Raw genomic sequence first — 17715 nt, 5'->3', positions numbered from 1 at the left:
TCAGTCACCGGCCTTGGGTGTTTCCGGCGCGGCAGCGGTGTCGGGTGCTTCGGGTTCCAGCAGATAGCCAAAGCCGCGCAGCGTGACGATGGTGACGCCGTGGCCGGTCAGCTTCTTGCGCAGGCGATAGACCAGCACTTCGATGGCATCGGGGCTGACGTCGGCGTCGAGCGAGAACACTTTGTCCAGCAGTTGCGCCTTGGTCAGCGGCTGGCCGCTGCGGGCCAGCAGTGCACCGAGTAGCGTCGATTCGCGCGGCGTCAGCGAAAGCGGCGAGCCGCCCAGTGTGAAGCTGCGTGTCTCGCCGTCGAACACCAGCGTGCCGCACTGCAAACGCGGGTGCGCGCGGCCACGGCTGCGGCGGATCAGCGCAAGGATGCGGGCTTCCAGCTCGGCAATGGCGAATGGCTTGGGCAGGTAGTCGTCGGCACCAAGGTTCAGGCCGCGCACGCGTTCGTCGAGGGTGTCCTGGGCCGTCAGGATCAGTACCGGCGTGCGGTCGTCGCGTCCACGCATGGACTTGAGCACGGCCAGGCCGTCCTTGCCGGGCAGGCGCAGGTCCAGCACCACGGCGTCGTACTCTTCGGCCGTCAGGCGCGCCTCGGCCTGCAGACCATCGGCGACGTGCTCGATGACAAAGCCACCCTGTTCCAGTGCGCGTGCCACCCAGCGGGCCAGTTCCACTTCATCTTCCACCAGCAGGATGCGCATGCCGGACCTCCTCTGCCCGCTCTTGTCTTGTCTCGCGCGGGCGCCCTTGCATCCCGCGGGCGCCTATAATACCTCCGCCCTGCCCGCAGGTGTCCGCGGGCCACCAGGGTCAACGTCAGCGCCCTCACACAGTCTTCCGTGCCCATCGCCCCCAACCTGCTTCCGGAGTCCTTTCGCGCCACGCGCCGCCAGTTGCTACTGGCCGGCGGAGCCTTGGCCGCTGGCCTGCCGGCACTGGCCCAGACCGCGCCGCGTGTGCCCGAAGGGTACCCGGGCGACTATGCCGAGATCATCGCGCGCGCCCAGAAAGAAGGGGCCGTGACGGTCTTCGCGTCGACTGACCTGGAGGTGGTGCAGCCGCTTATCCGCGGTTTCGAAGCGCGATTTCCAGGCGTGCGCGTGAACTACCAGGACCTGAATACGCTGGAGCTGCACGAACGCTTTCTGGCGGAAAGCGCGAGTCTCGGCCAGGCGCAGGCCGGGCGTGATTCGGCCTACGCCGACGTGCTCTGGAGCACGGCGATGGACCTGCAGATCAAGCTCGTCAACGATGGCCATGCGCAGCGTTACGACTCGCCGGAGCGCGCGGGGCTGCCGAGCTGGGCCGTCTGGCGCGACGAGGCCTGGGGTACCACTTTCGAGCCGGCAGTGATCGTCTATAACCGCAAGCATTTCGCGGGCGCTCATGTGCCGGGCAGCCGCAGCGGCCTGGCGCGACTGCTGCAGGAACACGCGCCGCAATGGCGTGCCAGGGTGGTGACGTACGACGTCGAGCGTTCTGGCGTGGGCTATCTGCTGGCGCAGCAGGACGCGCGCATGGGCAGCGAATTCTGGTATCTGGCGCAGGCGCTGGGCCGGGCGCAGGTGCGGCTGTCGGCGTCGACGGCCGACATGATCGAGCGCATTGCCAGCGGCGAACTGGTGCTGGGATACAACCTGCTGGGGTCCTATGCGCTGTCGCTGATGGAGCGAGGCGCCGGCATCGGCGTGATTGCGCCGCGTGACTACACGCTGGTGATGTCGCGCGTGGCGTTTATCGCGCGTCGCGCGCCGCACCCGAATGCGGCACGCTTGTGGCTGGATTACCTGCTGTCGCGCGAAGGCCAGGCATCGCTGGGTCAATCCACATCCCAGCTCTATACCATCCGCACCGATACCGAGAGCTCGCATACGGCCAACGCGCTGGCCGAACGGCTCGGCTATGCGCTCAAGCCGATCAGCGTCGGGCCGGGACTGCTGGCCGCGCAGGACGCGCTACGCAAGAAAGCCTTCCTCGCGCGATGGCGCGAGGCACTGAAAGGCTGACTGGAATCAGGCGACGATGGTCTGGGGCCGCTCGCACAACGCTGCCATTTCGGCATCGAGCGGTGCCATCGGGCGCGGCACGTAGCCCACGCGCAGCGCGGGCGACAGGCGCAGCGTGTCGATGAAGGTGTCCGCCAGGCGTTCGGCCTCGCGGTTCAGTTCGAAATCGGTGGGAGAGAAAAGCCAGTGGGCCAGCACGCCGCCAATCGCGGCGTGGAATGCCATCACGGCCAGATCGAGGTCCAGGTCCGCTGCCAGCTGGCCGCGTTCCATCGCAAGCCGCAGGTGCTCGCGCATCTTGACGGTGCCATCCTGGTGGGACGCGCGCTGGCGCTCGAAGATGGCGCCGTTGTCTTCCACCATCTCGCACTTGTGGAAGATGATCTCGAAGACGCGGCGCCACTGCGGATTGGTCACCGTCTGACGGAACACAAAGGCGCAAATGTCGCGGATGCCGCCGAGCGGGTCTTCCTGCAGTGCCAACCGCTCTGGCGCGCACAGCGCCTCGACGGGCAGGTTGACGCGGTCGCACATGGCGGCAAACACGTCGCTCTTGTTCTTGAAGTGCCAGTAGATCGCGCCGCGCGTGACGCCTGCCGCCTCGGCAATGTCTGCCAGCGACGGGCGTGCCACGCCACGGGCGTGGAACACGGCCTCCGCGGCGTCCAGAATCCGGTTGCGCGTCTCGAGCGCTTCTTCTTTGGTACGTCTGACCATTTCCTCTTTCCCCAGGGCCAGTGGGTGGCCGTCCGGGTCTCCTGACTCCCGCGCCGCGTTTCACGCGTGGCGAAGGGTTTCTCTATTCAAATTGCTCAATGGCACCGGCGGGCCGCATCGTACCGTGAATGGAACAATCGTGCTCGCAGGGGCTGAACATTCCAATGCACACAACAGGTGCGAAGTGTTGCGTGCTGCGCTAATTTCGTAATTGGGACTTACATACATGCGCGAATGTATCTATACTACGCGCCTGTCCGGACTTCGGCCAAGCCGTTTTTTTCACCAGTTCTGGTGACCAGTCGGCCCTGCCGCACAAGTCCGCCTGACTCAAGCATCACTTTTTGGCCGCCGCGCCCCGCCCCCGGGGCGCGACTGCTTCCAACGCAACGTTGGGGGCGGCGCGGCAGATCTCAAATTGCCATCACGGGGTTATCGATGAGGAAGTCCCAACGAATCCGTTGCGTAGCCGCTGCTGCCGCCGCCACCGCCGCTGTCCTGGCGTTGTCCGCCTGCGGCCAGAAGGCTGCCAACGGCGGCGCGATGCCGCCGCCGGAAGTGGGTGTGGTCACTGTCACGCCGTCTGCCGTTACCGTCGTCAATGAATTGCCCGGCCGCCTGGAAGGCGTACGTACCGCTGAAGTGCGCGCTCGCGTGGAGGGCATCGTGCTGTCCCGCAATTACACCGAAGGCGGCGAGGTCAAGGCTGGCCAGGTGCTGTTCCGCATCGACCCGGCTCCGTACCAGGCGCAGCTCGCGTCGGCCAAGGCGCAGCTGGAACGCGCTGAAGCCAATGCCGTCTCGGCGCGCCAGAAGGCCGAGCGCTACAAGCCGCTGGTGGCCGTGAACGCGGTCAGCAAGCAGGAATACGACGATGCCGTGGCCGCCGCCGGCCAGGCCAACGCCGACATCGCCGCCGCCAAGGCCGCGGTCACCACCGCCCAGATCAACCTTGGCTACACCACCGTGACGTCGCCGATCTCTGGCCGCGTGGGCCGTGCCCTGGTGACCGAAGGCGCGCTGGTGGGCAAGGGTGAAGCCACCAAGCTTGCCACCGTCGAACAGGTGGACCCGATCTGGGTGACCTTTACGCAGCCGGCATCCGAAGTGGCGCGCCTGCGCGCCGCCATCGAATCGGGCAAGGTCAAGGGCGTGAACGGCGGTGCGAAGGTGCATCTGTATCCCGAGGCCGGAGACAAGGAATACGGTGCCACCGGCAAGCTGCTGTTCTCGGACATGACGGTTGATCCGACCACCGGCGCCATCACGCTGCGGGCCGAATTCCCGAACCCGAAGCGCGAGCTGCTGTCGGGCACGTTCGTGCGCGTGAAGATCGAGCAGGGTATCGACGAAACCGCCCTGACCGTGCCGCAACGCGCGCTGATCCGCAGCGCCCAGGGTGCCAGCGTGCTGGTGGTGGGCGCTGACGGCAACGTGGCCGCCGTGCCCGTCAAGGCACCGCAGGCCATCGGCGACCGCTGGATCGTGACCGAAGGCCTGAAGGGCGGCGAGAAGGTGATCGTCGAAGGCCTGCAGAAGGTTCGCCCCGGCGCACCGGCAAAGGCCGTGCCGTTCCAGGCACCGAAGACGGCGGACGCCGCGCCGGCATCGGCCGCCACGGCCCAGGGCGCAAAGCCCGAGGCCGGCAAGGACGCCAAGGCCGAGGACAAGTCCCCGGCCAAGCAGGGCTGATCAAGCGCCCCATCCAGGAATCAGTTTAGGGAGCCAGATTCATGGCGAAGTTTTTTATCGACCGGCCGGTATTTGCGTGGGTGCTCGCGCTGATCATCGTGCTGGGCGGGATGCTGGCGATCACGCAGTTGCCGATCGCGCAGTACCCCAATATCGCGCCCCCGATCATCACGGTGTCCACCACTTACCCCGGTGCGTCGGCCAAGACGATCGAAGACTCGGTGATCACGCCGATCGAGCAGGAACTCAACGGCGCGCCCAACCTGCTCTACTACGAATCACAGAGTGAATCGTCGGGGCTGGCCACGATCAACATCTCGTTCGCGCCCGGCTCGAACGCCGATCTGAACTCCGTGGAAGTGCAGAACCGCCTGAAGCGCGTGGAAGCGCGTCTGCCGTCGGAAGTGCGCCAGCAGGGGGTTCGGGTCGACAAGGCCGGCAACAACTACATGATGTTCATCACGGTTTCGTCGAAGTCGGGCAAGTCCGACGCGATCGAGCTGGGTAACTTCGTTTCCGCGCAGGTGGTGGACTCCGTCCGCCGCGTGCAGGGCGTAGGTGCGGCCGACCTGTTCGGTACCGAATACGCGATGCGCATCTGGCTCGATCCGGCCAAGCTGACGGGCTACAACCTGACGCCGCTGGATGTGACCGCTGCCGTATCAGAGCAGAACATCCAGGTAGCGGTGGGCGAACTCGGCGGCACGCCGTCGCCGCGCGGTACCGAGCTCAACGCCACGGTGAGCACCGAGAGCCGGCTGACCACGCCCGAGCAGTTCGCCAACATCCTGCTGCGCGTGAATCCGGACGGCTCGTCGGTGCGCATCAAGGACGTGGGTCGCGTGGAACTGGGCGGTGCCGACTATTCGACGCTGGCCCGCATCAACGGCAAGCCGGCATCGGCCATCGCCATCAAGCTGTCGCCTACCGGTAATGCGCTGGCCACGGCCAACGCCGTGCGCGCGAAGATGGAAGAGCTGTCGCGCTTCTTCCCGCCCGACTACGAATACAGCGTGCCGTACGACACTTCGGCCTTCGTGAAGATCTCGATCGAGGAAGTGGTCAAGACGCTGCTGGAAGCCGTGGTGCTGGTGTTCCTGGTGATGTACCTGTTCCTGCAGAACTTCCGCGCCACGCTGATTCCGACGCTGGTGGTGCCGGTGGCACTGCTGGGCACGTTCGGCGCGATGCTGGCGTTCGGCTTCTCGATCAACGTGCTGACCATGTTCGGCATGGTGCTGGCCATCGGTATTCTGGTGGACGATGCGATCGTGGTGGTCGAGAACGTCGAGCGGATCATGAGCGAGGAAGGTCTCTCGCCCCGCGAGGCCACGCGCAAGGCAATGGGCCAGATCACCGGCGCCATCATCGGCATCACGCTGGTGCTGACCGCCGTGTTCATTCCGATGGCCTTCTTCTCCGGCTCGGTCGGCAACATCTACCGGCAGTTCTCGCTGTCGCTGATCTCGTCGATGGCGTTCTCCGCCGTGCTGGCGCTGACGCTGACCCCGGCCCTGTGCGCAACGCTGCTCAAGCCGGTGGAAGCAGGACACCATCATGAGAAGAAGGGCTTCTTCGGCTGGTTCAACCGCACGTTCGCCACGGCATCGACCGGTTATCAGGGCATCGTGGCGCGCATTCTCAAGCGCTCGGGCCGCTACCTGATCATCTATGCGCTGATCATCGCCGGTGTGGTGGTGCTGTTCCAGCGTCTGCCGTCGTCGTTCCTGCCTGACGAAGACCAGGGCTACATGATCACCGTGGTGCAGCTGCCCACGGGTGCCACGCAAGAGCGCACGATCGGCGTGCTCAAGCAGATCGAGGACTACTACCTGCAGAAGGAATCGAAGGTGGTGGACCAGATGATCACGGTGGCGGGCTTCTCGTTCTTCGGCCGTGGCCAGAACGGTGGTATCGCGTTCGTGCGCCTGAAGGACTGGAAGGAGCGTCCGGGTGCCGACCAGACCGCGCAGGCGCTGGTGGGCCGTGCATTCGGCACGCTGTCGTTCATCAAGGACGCGATCATCTTCCCGCTGAACCCGCCGGCGATTGCCGAACTGGGTAACTCGTCGGGCTTCGACTTCCGGCTGCAGGACCGTACGGGCCAGGGCCACGCGAAGCTGATGGAAGCGCGCAACATGATGCTCGGCATGGCCGCGAAGTCGCCCGCGCTGGTTGGTGTGCGCCCGGAAGGCCAGGAAGACGCGCCGCAGCTGCGTATCGATATCGACCGCGAGAAGGCCCGTGCTTTGGGCGTATCGGTGGCCGAGATCAACCAGACGCTGTCGATCGCTTTCGGCTCCTCGTATGTGAATGACTTCATCTACGAAGGCCGCGTGCGCCGTGTGATCGTGCAGGCGGAGGGCCAGGACCGCCAACTGCCCGACGACCTTGGCAAGCTGCGCGTGCGCAATGCCAACGGCGACATGGTGGCGTTCTCCGCGTTCTCCACGTCGCAGTGGATCATGGGTTCGCCGCGCCTGGAGCGTTATAACGGCATGCCTGCCGTGAAGCTGGCCGGCCAGGCCGCGCCGGGCAAGTCCACCGGCGAGGCGATGCGCGTGATGGAAGAGAACTTCGCCAAGCTGCCGCCGGGCTTCGGCTTCGAGTGGTCGGGCCAGTCGTACGAAGAACGTTTGGCCGGATCGCAGGAACCGATCCTGTACACGCTGTCGCTGATCATCGTGTTCCTGTGCCTGGCCGCGCTCTATGAGAGCTGGTCGATCCCGGTCGCGGTGCTGCTGGTGGTGCCGCTCGGTGTGATCGGCGCGCTGCTGGGTGTGACGCTGCGCGGCATGCCCAACGACGTGTACTTCAAGGTGGGCCTGATCGCCACGATCGGTCTGTCGGCGAAGAACGCCATCCTGATCGTGGAATTCGCCAAGGACCTGCAGGCGCAGGGCCGCAGCCTGATCGACGCGACGCTGGAAGCGGTGCACCTGCGATTCCGACCGATCCTGATGACGTCGATGGCGTTCATCCTGGGCGTGTTGCCGCTGGCCATCTCCACCGGAGCCGGCTCGGGCAGCCAGCGCGCCATCGGTACGGGCGTGATGGGCGGGATGATCACGGCAACCGTGCTGGCGATCTTCCTGGTGCCGGTATTCTTCGTGGTGGTGCGCGGCCGCTTCAAGGGCAGCAAGGCCCAGCACGAGCGTGAGCAGGCTCGCCTGGAAAGCAGCCAGAAGGAAATCTGACCATGACCAAGACTTTGACCACATTGCTGCTGGTGGCCGGGGTGATGAGCGGCTGCACGCTGGCGCCGCACTACGACCGTCCTGCCGCCCCGGTGGCGGGCAGCTACCCCGCCGCGCCGGAAGGCTATGCCACGGCCGAGGTGAAGACCGGTGAAACGCGCCGGGCCGGCGATATCGGCTGGCGCGAGTTCTTTACCGACCCGCGCCTGCAGACGCTGATTGCCACGTCGCTGGAAAACAACCGTGACCTGCGCACGGCGGCGCTGCGCATCGAGGAAGCACGCGCGCAGTACCAGATCCAGCGGGCCGACCTGCTGCCGACGGTGAACGGCGACGCGAGCTTCCAGCGCGGCAAGTTCTCTGGCCTGACATCGGGCGCGGGCGGCCAGTCGTTCACGGGCAACATCTACCAGGTGGGCCTGTCCGTTACGCAGTGGGAGCTGGACTTCTTCGGCCGGGTGCGCAGCCTGTCGAATGCCGCGCTGGCGCAGTACTTTGCCACCGAGGAGGCGCACCGCGCCGCGTATATCTCGCTGGTGTCGGAAGTGGCCAAGGCCTATCTGGCCGAACGTGCCGCCGCCGAGCAATACCAGCTGGCGCGTGACACGCTGGAAGCGCGCCAGAGCACCTACGAGCTGGCGAAGAAGCGTTTCGATGCGGGCGCCACCTCGGCACTCGATCTGCGCGACAACGAATCGCTGGTCGCCCAGGCTCGCGTGGCCGCGGCCCAGCTGGCGCGCCAGCGTGCCCAGGCGCAGAACGCGCTCGAAGTGCTGGTCGGCAAGCCGATCGCGGAAATCCCTGACCTGCCTGCACCGATGAGCCTGTCGGACGAGCGGATCATCAGCGATATCCCGCAAGGCCTGCCGTCGTCACTGCTGGAGCAACGCCCCGACATCCGTCAGGCGGAGCAGCAGCTGCTGTCGGCCAACGCCAACATCGGCGCGGCGCGTGCGGCGTTCTTCCCGCGTATCACGATGACGGCCAGCGCTGGCACCATCAGCCCGTCGTTCTCGCGGTTGTTCGATTCGGGCACCGGCATCTGGTCGTTCTCGCCGTCGCTGCAAGTGCCGATCTTCGACTATGGCCGTAACCTGTCGAACCTGGACCTTGCCAACGTACGCAAGAACATCCAGATCGCCAACTACGAGAAGACGATCCAGACCGCGTTTGCCGAAGTGGCCGATGCGCTGGTGGCACGCGGCACGCTCGAAGAGCAGGTCGCCGGCCAGGAGCAGCAGCGCAATGCGGAAGCCGCGCGTTACGAGCTGTCGCGCCTGCGTTTCCGTAGTGGCGTGGCGAGCTACCTGGACGAGCTGGATGCACAGCGCCAGTTGTTCTCGGCCGAGCAGGCACTGGTGCAGGCGCGTCAGTTGCGCCTGACCAACGCGATCGATCTGTATCGCGCGCTTGGTGGTGGCCTGAAGGAAACCGGCGCGGTAGCGCAGGCCGCACCGCAGACGACCGTGCAGTAAGGACGTTTGCCGAAGCACGAAGTACGAAGGGCGAAGCCGATGAGGCTTCGCCCTTCTTGTTTGTGCTGCGGGACCCGCTCGGAACTTGTACTTCGCCGCCAGGAAAAACACGAGCTTGGCTGGCGCGTGCGTGCCGCTAGGTTCTGGGGCGGGTGCGCATCCAGTCGTCGAGCGGATTGCTTGGGAAGGTGGCGCAATGCTCCCGCCGCACCGCCATGCTGGCGGTAGGCGGGCGCGCCGCGCCTTCACTGCGCGTGGCCCGCGCGCTGCGCCGTGCGCGATCCAATGCCGCGGCGGTTGCCGCGGCGAGATCCTGGGCATCGCCCTCGGCCGTGGCCGTGGCCGCCGCAAGGAGCGCCTGTTCGTCGGCGTGCTGGGCCTCGCCGATCTCGAACACTTCCTGCAGCGCGCCGAGTTCCTGCATCGCGGGCGAGGGCGCCTTGAGGGCCGCGACGACCATCGATGTCAGTTGCGCCAGCACCTGCGCGTCGCTCAACCGTTTGCCTTGCGTGAACGCCGGCATCAGGTTGCCGAGTTCATCGCCGGCCAGCACTCCCGCCAACGCCTTGAGCGCGAAATGCAGGCGCCAACCCAGTTCCTGACGTGGCACTTCGGGCAGCGCGCGCGCAAACGCTTCGAAGAAGCGTCCGAACACGGGTGCGTAGTGCCCCATCAGCCAGGACTGAATGAACGGTGAGGTATCGGAATACACGCGCCCAAGCAGGCGCAGGAATGACGGGCCGCCGACCTCTGGCTCGCGCGCCATCTGTAGCGCGGGCATGAACAGCGCACCCATCACGTGCTCGCATCGGATGGCGTTGCCCGGCCAGCGTGCCTCGCAGGCATCCAGCAGTGCAAGCCGTCGCGTGTTGAGTGGATCCAGCCGGCGACTAAGCACCGACTGCATCATGATTTCCTTACTGCGGAAGTGATAGTTCACGGCAGCCAGATTGACGATCGCTCGGGAAGTTACCTGCCTGAGCGACGTCGCTTCATAGCCAACCTCGATGAACAGCTTCTCGGTCGCATCCAGGATGCGAGCCTTGGTATCTCCTGCCGTGCTTTTCCCGGTCTTCATGGGGGCGTCTCTCGCTGAAAAACCGCTGTGGACCCCTGCAAAAAAATTCAATCCACGACCGCTTCGCTCCGCGCTCTATCGGCATACGGATGCTTGAAACGGTTGTAGGGAGCCTATCCAGCGCTCCGAACGTTTCACAAGACCATTTTTCGAAGACTTGCTCTAAATTGCAAGCTTTCGTGCTTATCCGATTCCGCCTGGCGAATACTCGCATCACGCCATGATGGTCCGTTACAACGTGGCAGCATTCTGCGCCGTCAACGCCAGCACTGACAATCGGGGATTGGCCCCGATACCGGTCGGAAATGGTCACTGGCAACGCCCTAAAAATAGAGCAATTCTTCGGTCCATCGCATTGACCATGTCGGCACCGGGGTTAACGATGACATCGTTCAATGTCACGATCAATGCCGCCGACAACAAATCGCTGAACTGCGATTCGCTGCACGCTATCGGATGCGCGCCCTCGTGAATGCACCTGTGGAACTGTCCGCGTTTCTCAATAACGCCAAAGCACGCGCTTCAATCAGTCTCCGCGCGTCTTCTCTCCAAGATGCTCGATGATGGCGGCGACCCTGTCGCCCAGATACTTGTTGGCCGAGATTTCCAGCGACCGCATCATCTCGGTTTCCAGCATCACAAGCGCGAGCGGACGGGTGCGCCATAGCACGTCGACGATGCGCGGCACTTCGGATGGCGGCGGCAGTTGCCCTTCGCCAAACTTGTCGAGTTCGCGCACCACCATGCCGACGATGCGGTCCGAGACGGCCTGCAAGTGGCCGCGCGCATGGTCGATGATGTCGAGCACGTCGTCGAGCGGAAAGCCTGCACGGGCCACTTCCGCACCGGCTGCCAAAGCACGCGGGCTGCGCACGAGATAGCCGAAGCCGTCCGGTTCCAGCAGCCCCAGCGAGATCGCCTTGGCCAGGGCAGGGCGCGAGACCGCACGGCCAAACAGGCGGGCCAGCTCCAGGTAGGAAAAATGGCGCGGCGCCTCGGTGGTCCACGGGCTGCTGATGGCGGATTCCAGGCCGAGGATCGATCGGAGGTCGTGGCCCTCCACGATGGCCTTGAGCAGCTCCATGATGTTGGCGAGCGTGTAGCCGCGCGCCAGCAGATGGTGAATCAGCCGTAGACGGCCGAGGTGGGACTGCGTGTAGATGCCCACGCGACCACGCCGCTCGGGCGGGTCGATCAGCCCGCGATCCTGGTACGAACGGATATTGCGCACCGTGGTGCCCGACACACGCGCCAACTCGTCGATCGTGTATTCCGGAAACGCCGCGCGGTCCGATGCGGAGGCATTGGACGAGGCGGACTCGGACGATTTGGGCTGGGCGCCGCGCGACGGAGATGGCATGGCCAAAATTTTAACCGAGCGGTCGACGTTACAATGCGCCAACACTTTCTGGCGTCCCCATGCATATCCGTTGGCTCGAAGATTTCGTCTGCCTGGCCCAGGCCGGCAGTCTCGCGCGTGCCGCCGAGCTGCGCAACGTCACGCCGCCGGCGTTCGGGCGCCGCATGCAGGCGCTGGAAGTGTGGGCCGGTGCGCCGCTGATCGATCGCAGCGCATTTCCCGTGCGGCTTACACACGAAGGACGCCAGTTCCTGGAAGCCGCGCAGTCGGCACTGCGCACGCTTGACGAAACACGCATGGCGCTGCGTGCCGCGCATCGCGCCGATGCCCGCACGCTCACGATTGCCACCGGCAAGACACTGGCGCGATCGATGGTTCCCGCATGGCTGGCCGGCCTGCGCGAAGCATTGCGCGATGACCCGGCTGGTGCCGGATTCCGGACGCGGCTCTCCACGCATTCCACGCACGACGCGCTGGAGATGTTCACCGAAGGCGACGCTGACTTTCTGCTCTGCTACAGCCCGCACGATCTGCCCGTCATGCTCGACGATGCGCGATACCAGTTCCATGCCGTCGGGGTCGAGCGGCTGGTGTGTGTGTCCGTGGCAACCTCGCGTGGCGGGCCGGAATTCCGGCTGCAGAAGCCGAAAGCGGGGACACGTCCCGCGCCGGTGCCGATGATCGCCTATGCCGAAACCCTGACGATGGGCCGCATGGTCAATCAGGAGATCGCGCGCCGCAAGCTCGCGAGCTGGCTCGACGTGATTGCGGTCAGCGACTTCGCGGAGTCGGTCCACGAGATGGTGCGCCAGAAGATGGGACTGGCGTGGCTGCCGGCCCGGCTGATTGCCGACGACCTGCATACGGGCCGCCTGGTGCGCGCGGATCTGCAGGGCGGCGACACCGCCGACCTCGCCCTCGATATCCGCCTGTACCGGCCGCGCGCACAGATGCGGCCGCTGGCCGAGGCGTTCTGGAGCGCTGCGTCGAAGTAGTGCCTGCCGGCGTCCGCAAGGCCGCCGCGCACCATTTTCGACCATTGCCAAAACGGCAACCGCTGTTGCCAAAGCCGCATGCCGCAGCCTTGCGCGCTCTCTACCATCGCCGGAAACATTCACAGACCTGCCGGAGAAATCATGAAGACCCTGCTGCGCGTGCTTGCCGCCGCTTCCGTCGCCAGTTGTGCATTCGTTACCACCAGCGCATTGGCGAATGGCAGCTATCCCACCAAGCCGATCACCCTGGTGGTGGGTTACACCGCCGGCGGCAGCGTCGATCTGGTGGCGCGCACCGTGGCGCCGGAACTGGGCAAACGCCTGGGCCAGAGCGTGGTGATCGAGAACCTGGGTGGCGCGGGCGGCACGATTGGCGCGCAGAAAGTGGTCAAGGCCGAGGCCGACGGCTACACGCTGCTGATGGGTTCGGGCAGCGAGGTGTCGATCGCCCGCCTGACCAATCCGGCCGTGCGCTACGACGGCGAGAAGGACCTGGCGCCGATCACCTTCGTCGGCACGCAGCCGATGGTGCTGGTGGGCAAGCTGCAGCTGCCGGCCAAGGACGCCGGTGAACTGATCGCGCTGGCCAAGGCCAAGCCGGGTTCGTTGTCGTATGCGTCCTCAGGCGTGGGCACGCCGCTGAACCTGGCCGGCGAGCTGATCAAGCAGCAGGGCAAGGTCAACATCACGCATGTGCCTTACAAGGGCGCCTCGGCGATGGCCACCGACTTGCTCGGCGGCCAGATCGACCTGGCCGTGATGGTCCTGTCGTCGGCACTGCCGCATATCCAGGCCGGCCGCGTGCGGGCCTATGGCGTCACCGAAGGCAAGCGCGCCAGCGTGGCGCCGAATGTCCCGGCCCTGGCCGAGACGCCGTCGCTGAAGGGCGTGGACATGGGAGTATGGTTCGGATTGATGGCGCCTAGTGCTACACCGAAGCCAATTATCGATCGGCTGAATACTGAAATGCAGGCGGTACTGGCGTTGCCGGACGTGCGCAAGAAGCTGGCGGAGGCTGGTGTCGAGGTACATCCGGCCAATCCGGCCCAGTTTTCCAGCTTCGTGAAACGCGAGACAGCCAAGTACCGCACGATCGTGCAGGTGGCCGATATTCACCAGTAAGTCATGCGCAAGGGAGTCCAGATGACGCATAGCCCCCTGTCCTTCGACGCTTATCCGGTCGAAGTCGAGTTTCCCGATATCCGCCCGTACGCCCAGGGCAACGCCGGCGTCGCCTACGTCCATACGTTCGACAGCGGCCTGTCGGGTCCACATGTGATGATCAATGCACTGACACACGGCAACGAAGTGTGCGGCGCGATCACCGTGGCTGGGCTGCTCGATCACGGCTTGCGTCCGCGCCGCGGCCGGCTGACGCTGTCGTTCGCCAACGTGGACGCCTACGCGACGTTCGATGCCGCCCGGCCCGATGCGTCGCGCTTTGTGGACCAGGACTTCAACCGCGTGTGGACCGCCGCGGTGCTGGACGACCTGTCGCGCGATTCGTCGGAGCTGCGCCGCGCCCGCGCCATGCGACCGGTAATCGACACCGTGGACCTGCTGCTCGACCTGCATTCGATGCACGAAAAGAGCCGGCCGCTGATCGTGTCGGGTCCGCTGGACAAGGGCATCGCGCTGTCGCAGGCCGTCGGCGCGCCGGCCGACATCATCGTGGATGAAGGCCATCCGGAAGGCCGCCGCATGCGCGATTACGCGGACTTTGGCGATCCTGCCAGCCCGCGCAACGCGCTACTGATCGAATGCGGCCAGCACTGGGAGACTTCGGCGGTGGATGTGGCGCGCGACAGTACCGCGCGCTTCCTGCTGAATGCGGGCGTGATTGACGAGGCCGACCTGCCGGCCGGCTGGCTGCGGCCGTTGCCTGCCGCGCAGCGCGTGGTGCGCGTGACCGATCCGGTGGTGGCCAGCAGCATGGATTTCCGTTTTGCCGATGCCTACACCGGGCTTGAAACGTTTGCCGAGGCTGGCACCGTGATCGGCTGGCGCGATGGTGAACCGGTGGTGACGCCGTATCCGAACTGCGTACTGGTGATGCCGTCGCTGCGGCAGCTTCGGCCAGGGGTGACGGTTGTGCGCCTGGGACGTCTGGACGGCTGAACCAGCACTCTGAAACTGGTTGCAGAGGGGTGTTTCAACGGCGCGCGCTGGCAAGCGGCCCCCCAAAGAGGCCGCGCCCGGCGCCCGTTTTTCCTGTCATGCCGTGATATATGTTGGCGGCAGCTAGATTAAGTATTTCCTGAATTCAAGGGTATTGTTTCGACATCCGATAACTCCGTTGTGACGATCTGCCGTCAGAGCAGACGTCGCCCGTGCGTCATGACGGCGCACGGCGATACTCACGGAGCGCCCTTTGTCTTCTACCTCTTCCCTTACCCTGCCGAGACAGGCTGCGGCGGGCCGCGTACGCGCGCTCGCCGGCAGCTGGAGCATCGGCACGCGCATCGCGCTGGTCGTGCTCGCCGTCCAGCTCGTTGCGTTCGGTGCCTTCTCGCTGGCCCTGTCGCTGAGCAGCATGAACCAGCTCGAATCGCAGGCCCGCGACGCCATCAGCGCCGAGAGCCAGACCCTGCGCGAGCTGGTGGCGCAGCTCGATGACACCATGCTGCAGGAGGCCGATCGCTTTCTGCTGAACTTTGCCGCCGTGCTGCCCGGCCCGTATGCGGTGGATCCTTCGCAGACCATCGAGGTCGCCGGCAAGGCCACGCCAGCCTTTCGCAGCGGCGAGCTGGTGCTGAACAACAGCTTCGAGGTGCCGGACAAATTCTTCGCCAACACCGGCGGCGTGGTGGCCACGGTGTTCGCCCGTACCGGCGACGACTATATCCGCGTGACGACGTCGCTCAAGAAGCAGGATGGACAACGTGCCGTCGGCACGCTGCTGGACCGCGCCAGCCCGGCCTATGCCGCGGTGGCGTCGGGCAAGTCCTACCGCTCGCTGGCATGGCTGTTCGGCAAGCCCTATATGAGCAAATACGAGCCGGTGCGCGACGCGGCCGGCAAGATCGTCGGCGCGCTCTATGTGGGCGTCAACGTCGAGGCCGAGCTGGCCGCGCTGAAGAACCGCATCCGCCGCAAGAAAATTGGCGACGACGGCCAGTTCATCGTCATCGACGCCAAGCCCGGCGCCGATCAGGGCAAGGTGATGGTGGACCGCTCGGGTTCCGAAGGTACCGTGCAGATCGACGCGAAGGATGCCGAGGGCAAGACATGGGTGCGCGACATGATCGCCGCCAAGGACGGTGCCGTGGTCAATACCGTGGCAATCGGCAATGGCGCGCCCACTGAGCGGCTGACCGCATACGCGACCTATCCCGATTGGCAGTGGCTGATCGCCGGCACGGTGCCGATGGCATCGCTGCGCGATGAACTCGTGGCCAGCCGCAACCGGTTTCTGGCAGGCGGCCTGCTGGCCGCGCTGGCGGTTTCCGCCGCGTTCTGGTGGCTGTTGCGCCGGATGGTCAGCCAGCCGCTGACGGAGGCGGCCGATGCCGCCACACGCCTTGCCTCAGGCGACCTGACCGCGCGTCTGGACACGCGCCGCAACGACGAAATCGGCGAACTGATGCGCGCCATCGACGGTGTGGGGCAGGGTTTGTCGGGCATCGTGGACAAGGTGCGCGGCAGCGTCGGCGCGATCGCGGGCAGCACCAGCCAGATCGCCAGCGGCAACGCCGATCTGTCCGCGCGCACGGCGTCGCAGGCGGGTAGCCTCGAGCGCACGGTGGCCAGCATCGAGCAGCTGTCCGCGACGGTCAAGCAGAACGCCGACAACGCGCACGATGCCAACGAGGCCGTAGCCAGTGCCGCCGATGCGGCGCGCGCGGGAGGCACCACGGTCGGCCGAGTCGTCGACACGATGGCCGATATCCATCGCAACGCGCAGCAGGTGGTGGACATCATTGGCATGATCGATGGCATCGCGTTCCAGACCAACATCCTTGCGCTCAATGCAGCGGTGGAAGCGGCGCGTGCCGGCGAGCATGGACGCGGCTTTGCCGTGGTGGCTGGCGAGGTCCGCAGCCTGGCGCAACGTAGCGCCAATGCCGCGGGCGAGATCAAGCAACTGATCGAACGCACCGTGACCGACCTGAAGAGTGGCAACGAAGCCGTGCAGCAGGCCGGTACGGCGATCGACGACATGGTGCGCCGTGTGGAAGCGATTGCGGCGCTGATGGGCGATATCAGCGTGGCGTCGCGCGAGCAGTCGCAGGGTCTGGCCCAGGTCAGCGGCGCAGTGGCCGAGATGGACAGCGTTACGCAGCAGAACGCGGCCCTGGTGGAAGAAGCGGCGGCCGCGGCTGAAAGCCTGCATCACCAGGCGCAGGAGCTGCGCCAGGCGGTGGAAGTGTTCCGGCTGGCCTGACCTGACCGGCCATCCAGCTTTCGCGGCGTCAGGCCGCGGGGGCTGCCGCCGGTGCCTGTTCCGGCGACGGGGCGGGCGCTGGTGCGGCCTGGGCCGGCACGGGCTGCGGCTTCAGGCCCGGAAACAACCGGTCGACCAGTTCCTCGATCTTGGAATCGGGCTGGATCAGATGGCTCAGGTTGATGCCGCCCGCGCTGCGGTTGGCGTTGTACACAGCCTTGCCCACGCGCTCGCCATTGCGGAATATGGTGATGTCGGCCGCCACCAGGAACGGCGTGATGTAGGTCTGGCGCTGGGCCGCGTAGACGGCGGTCATCGGGCACGACGCCACCGATGAATACGGCGGCAGCATCTTCACTTCGAAATTGCGCGCGCGCAGCGAACTGGCAAAGCTGTCCACATACGCATTGCCATTGACCTGGTTGGTAATCACGCAGAACAGCGCGCCGTCGGCACCCACCACGCGGTTGCCGTCCACGCGGAACTGCGCCGGGCCGCCATAGGCACCGTTCTGGTAGCCGGCGATCGGGTCAACCTGGTCCGCGCGGTCGACCGGCGTCACGCTCTGGTAGGTGGAACAGCCCGTGGCCAGCAAGGCCAGCGTGGCAGCAATCGTTGCTCTCTTCATCTTGGATCCTGGATGCGCGTCGGCGAGGGCGCCGGCCGTCCGGATCCGTCTCAGGGATCGAGAGGCGGTTCAGGGACGCATTGCCGGCAGCATGCCTGCGTAATGTAGGCGTGCCGGCAAAGAGTCAATGCGTCGAACAGCGGGTGACAGATGCCGCAAATCGTCAAAGTGAT

General features: G+C 65.6%; 13 protein-coding genes. 8 read left to right on the top strand and 5 right to left on the bottom strand.

Translation table 11 applies throughout. The features are described from left to right. Positions 1-711: a response regulator gene (locus tag AC3FLX_RS13940; protein ID WP_488697415.1), complete on the bottom strand. Its 711-nt coding sequence runs from the start codon at positions 709-711 to the stop codon at positions 1-3. A 198-nt stretch (positions 712-909) separates the two neighbouring features. Between AC3FLX_RS13940 and AC3FLX_RS13935 the strand changes: the two genes are divergently transcribed. After that, the gene (locus tag AC3FLX_RS13935) at positions 910-2016 is read left to right on the top strand and encodes an ABC transporter substrate-binding protein (protein WP_488697856.1); all 1107 of its coding nucleotides are present in this window, start codon (positions 910-912) and stop codon (positions 2014-2016) included. 6 nt (positions 2017-2022) lie between these two features. Here AC3FLX_RS13935 and AC3FLX_RS13930 read toward each other — a convergent pair whose 3' ends face one another. Then, the gene (locus AC3FLX_RS13930; protein WP_488697414.1) at positions 2023-2733 is read right to left on the bottom strand and encodes a TetR family transcriptional regulator; all 711 of its coding nucleotides are present in this window, start codon (positions 2731-2733) and stop codon (positions 2023-2025) included. 438 nt (positions 2734-3171) lie between these two features. Between AC3FLX_RS13930 and AC3FLX_RS13925 the strand changes: the two genes are divergently transcribed. The 3 genes from AC3FLX_RS13925 to AC3FLX_RS13915 are packed head-to-tail and all read left to right on the top strand — an operon-like array spanning position 3172 to position 9097. Next, positions 3172-4425 carry an efflux RND transporter periplasmic adaptor subunit gene (locus tag AC3FLX_RS13925; RefSeq protein WP_488697412.1) on the top strand — a complete coding sequence of 418 codons (1254 nt, stop codon included), beginning with the start codon at positions 3172-3174 and terminating at the stop codon, positions 4423-4425. Between the two features lie 41 nt (positions 4426-4466). Beyond that, the gene (locus AC3FLX_RS13920; protein ID WP_488697410.1) at positions 4467-7622 is read left to right on the top strand and encodes an efflux RND transporter permease subunit; all 3156 of its coding nucleotides are present in this window, start codon (positions 4467-4469) and stop codon (positions 7620-7622) included. A 2-nt stretch (positions 7623-7624) separates the two neighbouring features. Next, entirely contained in the window at positions 7625-9097 is a 1473-nt protein-coding gene (locus tag AC3FLX_RS13915; RefSeq protein ID WP_488697408.1) for an efflux transporter outer membrane subunit, read from the top strand. A gap of 136 nt (positions 9098-9233) precedes the next feature. Here the strand turns inward: AC3FLX_RS13915 and AC3FLX_RS13910 are convergent, their stop codons facing one another. Both AC3FLX_RS13910 and AC3FLX_RS13905 read right to left on the bottom strand, forming a co-directional pair. Further along, complete coding sequence (locus AC3FLX_RS13910; RefSeq protein WP_488697407.1) at positions 9234-10175, bottom strand: TetR/AcrR family transcriptional regulator; 942 nt, start codon at positions 10173-10175, stop codon at positions 9234-9236. A 526-nt stretch (positions 10176-10701) separates the two neighbouring features. Then, positions 10702-11535: a MerR family transcriptional regulator gene (locus tag AC3FLX_RS13905; protein ID WP_488697405.1), complete on the bottom strand. Its 834-nt coding sequence runs from the start codon at positions 11533-11535 to the stop codon at positions 10702-10704. 59 nt (positions 11536-11594) lie between these two features. On the opposite strand from AC3FLX_RS13905, the gene AC3FLX_RS13900 reads away from it, so the two are divergent. The 4 genes from AC3FLX_RS13900 (at position 11595) to AC3FLX_RS13885 (ending at position 16914) form a co-directional block, all read left to right on the top strand. Continuing rightward, positions 11595-12530 (top strand): LysR family transcriptional regulator, encoded by a 936-nt coding sequence (locus AC3FLX_RS13900; RefSeq protein WP_488697404.1) that lies wholly within the window; start codon positions 11595-11597, stop codon positions 12528-12530. Positions 12531-12671: 141 nt separating this feature from the next. Continuing rightward, positions 12672-13652: a Bug family tripartite tricarboxylate transporter substrate binding protein gene (locus AC3FLX_RS13895; RefSeq protein WP_488697403.1), complete on the top strand. Its 981-nt coding sequence runs from the start codon at positions 12672-12674 to the stop codon at positions 13650-13652. 21 nt (positions 13653-13673) lie between these two features. Then, on the top strand, positions 13674-14648 hold the full coding sequence (locus AC3FLX_RS13890) for a M14 family metallopeptidase (protein ID WP_488697402.1): 975 nt from the start codon (positions 13674-13676) through the stop codon (positions 14646-14648). 253 nt (positions 14649-14901) lie between these two features. After that, positions 14902-16914 (top strand): methyl-accepting chemotaxis protein, encoded by a 2013-nt coding sequence (locus tag AC3FLX_RS13885; RefSeq protein WP_488697400.1) that lies wholly within the window; start codon positions 14902-14904, stop codon positions 16912-16914. 28 nt (positions 16915-16942) lie between these two features. Here the strand turns inward: AC3FLX_RS13885 and AC3FLX_RS13880 are convergent, their stop codons facing one another. Then, a complete protein-coding gene (locus AC3FLX_RS13880) occupies positions 16943-17542 on the bottom strand; it encodes an Sbal_3080 family lipoprotein (RefSeq protein ID WP_488697399.1) in 600 nt (199 codons plus the stop codon). Between the last annotated feature and the right edge of the window lie 173 nt (positions 17543-17715).

The sequence above is a fragment of the Cupriavidus sp. 291-E7 genome, assembly GCF_057798835.1.
This window is presented reverse-complemented; position numbering and strand designations above follow the sequence as displayed.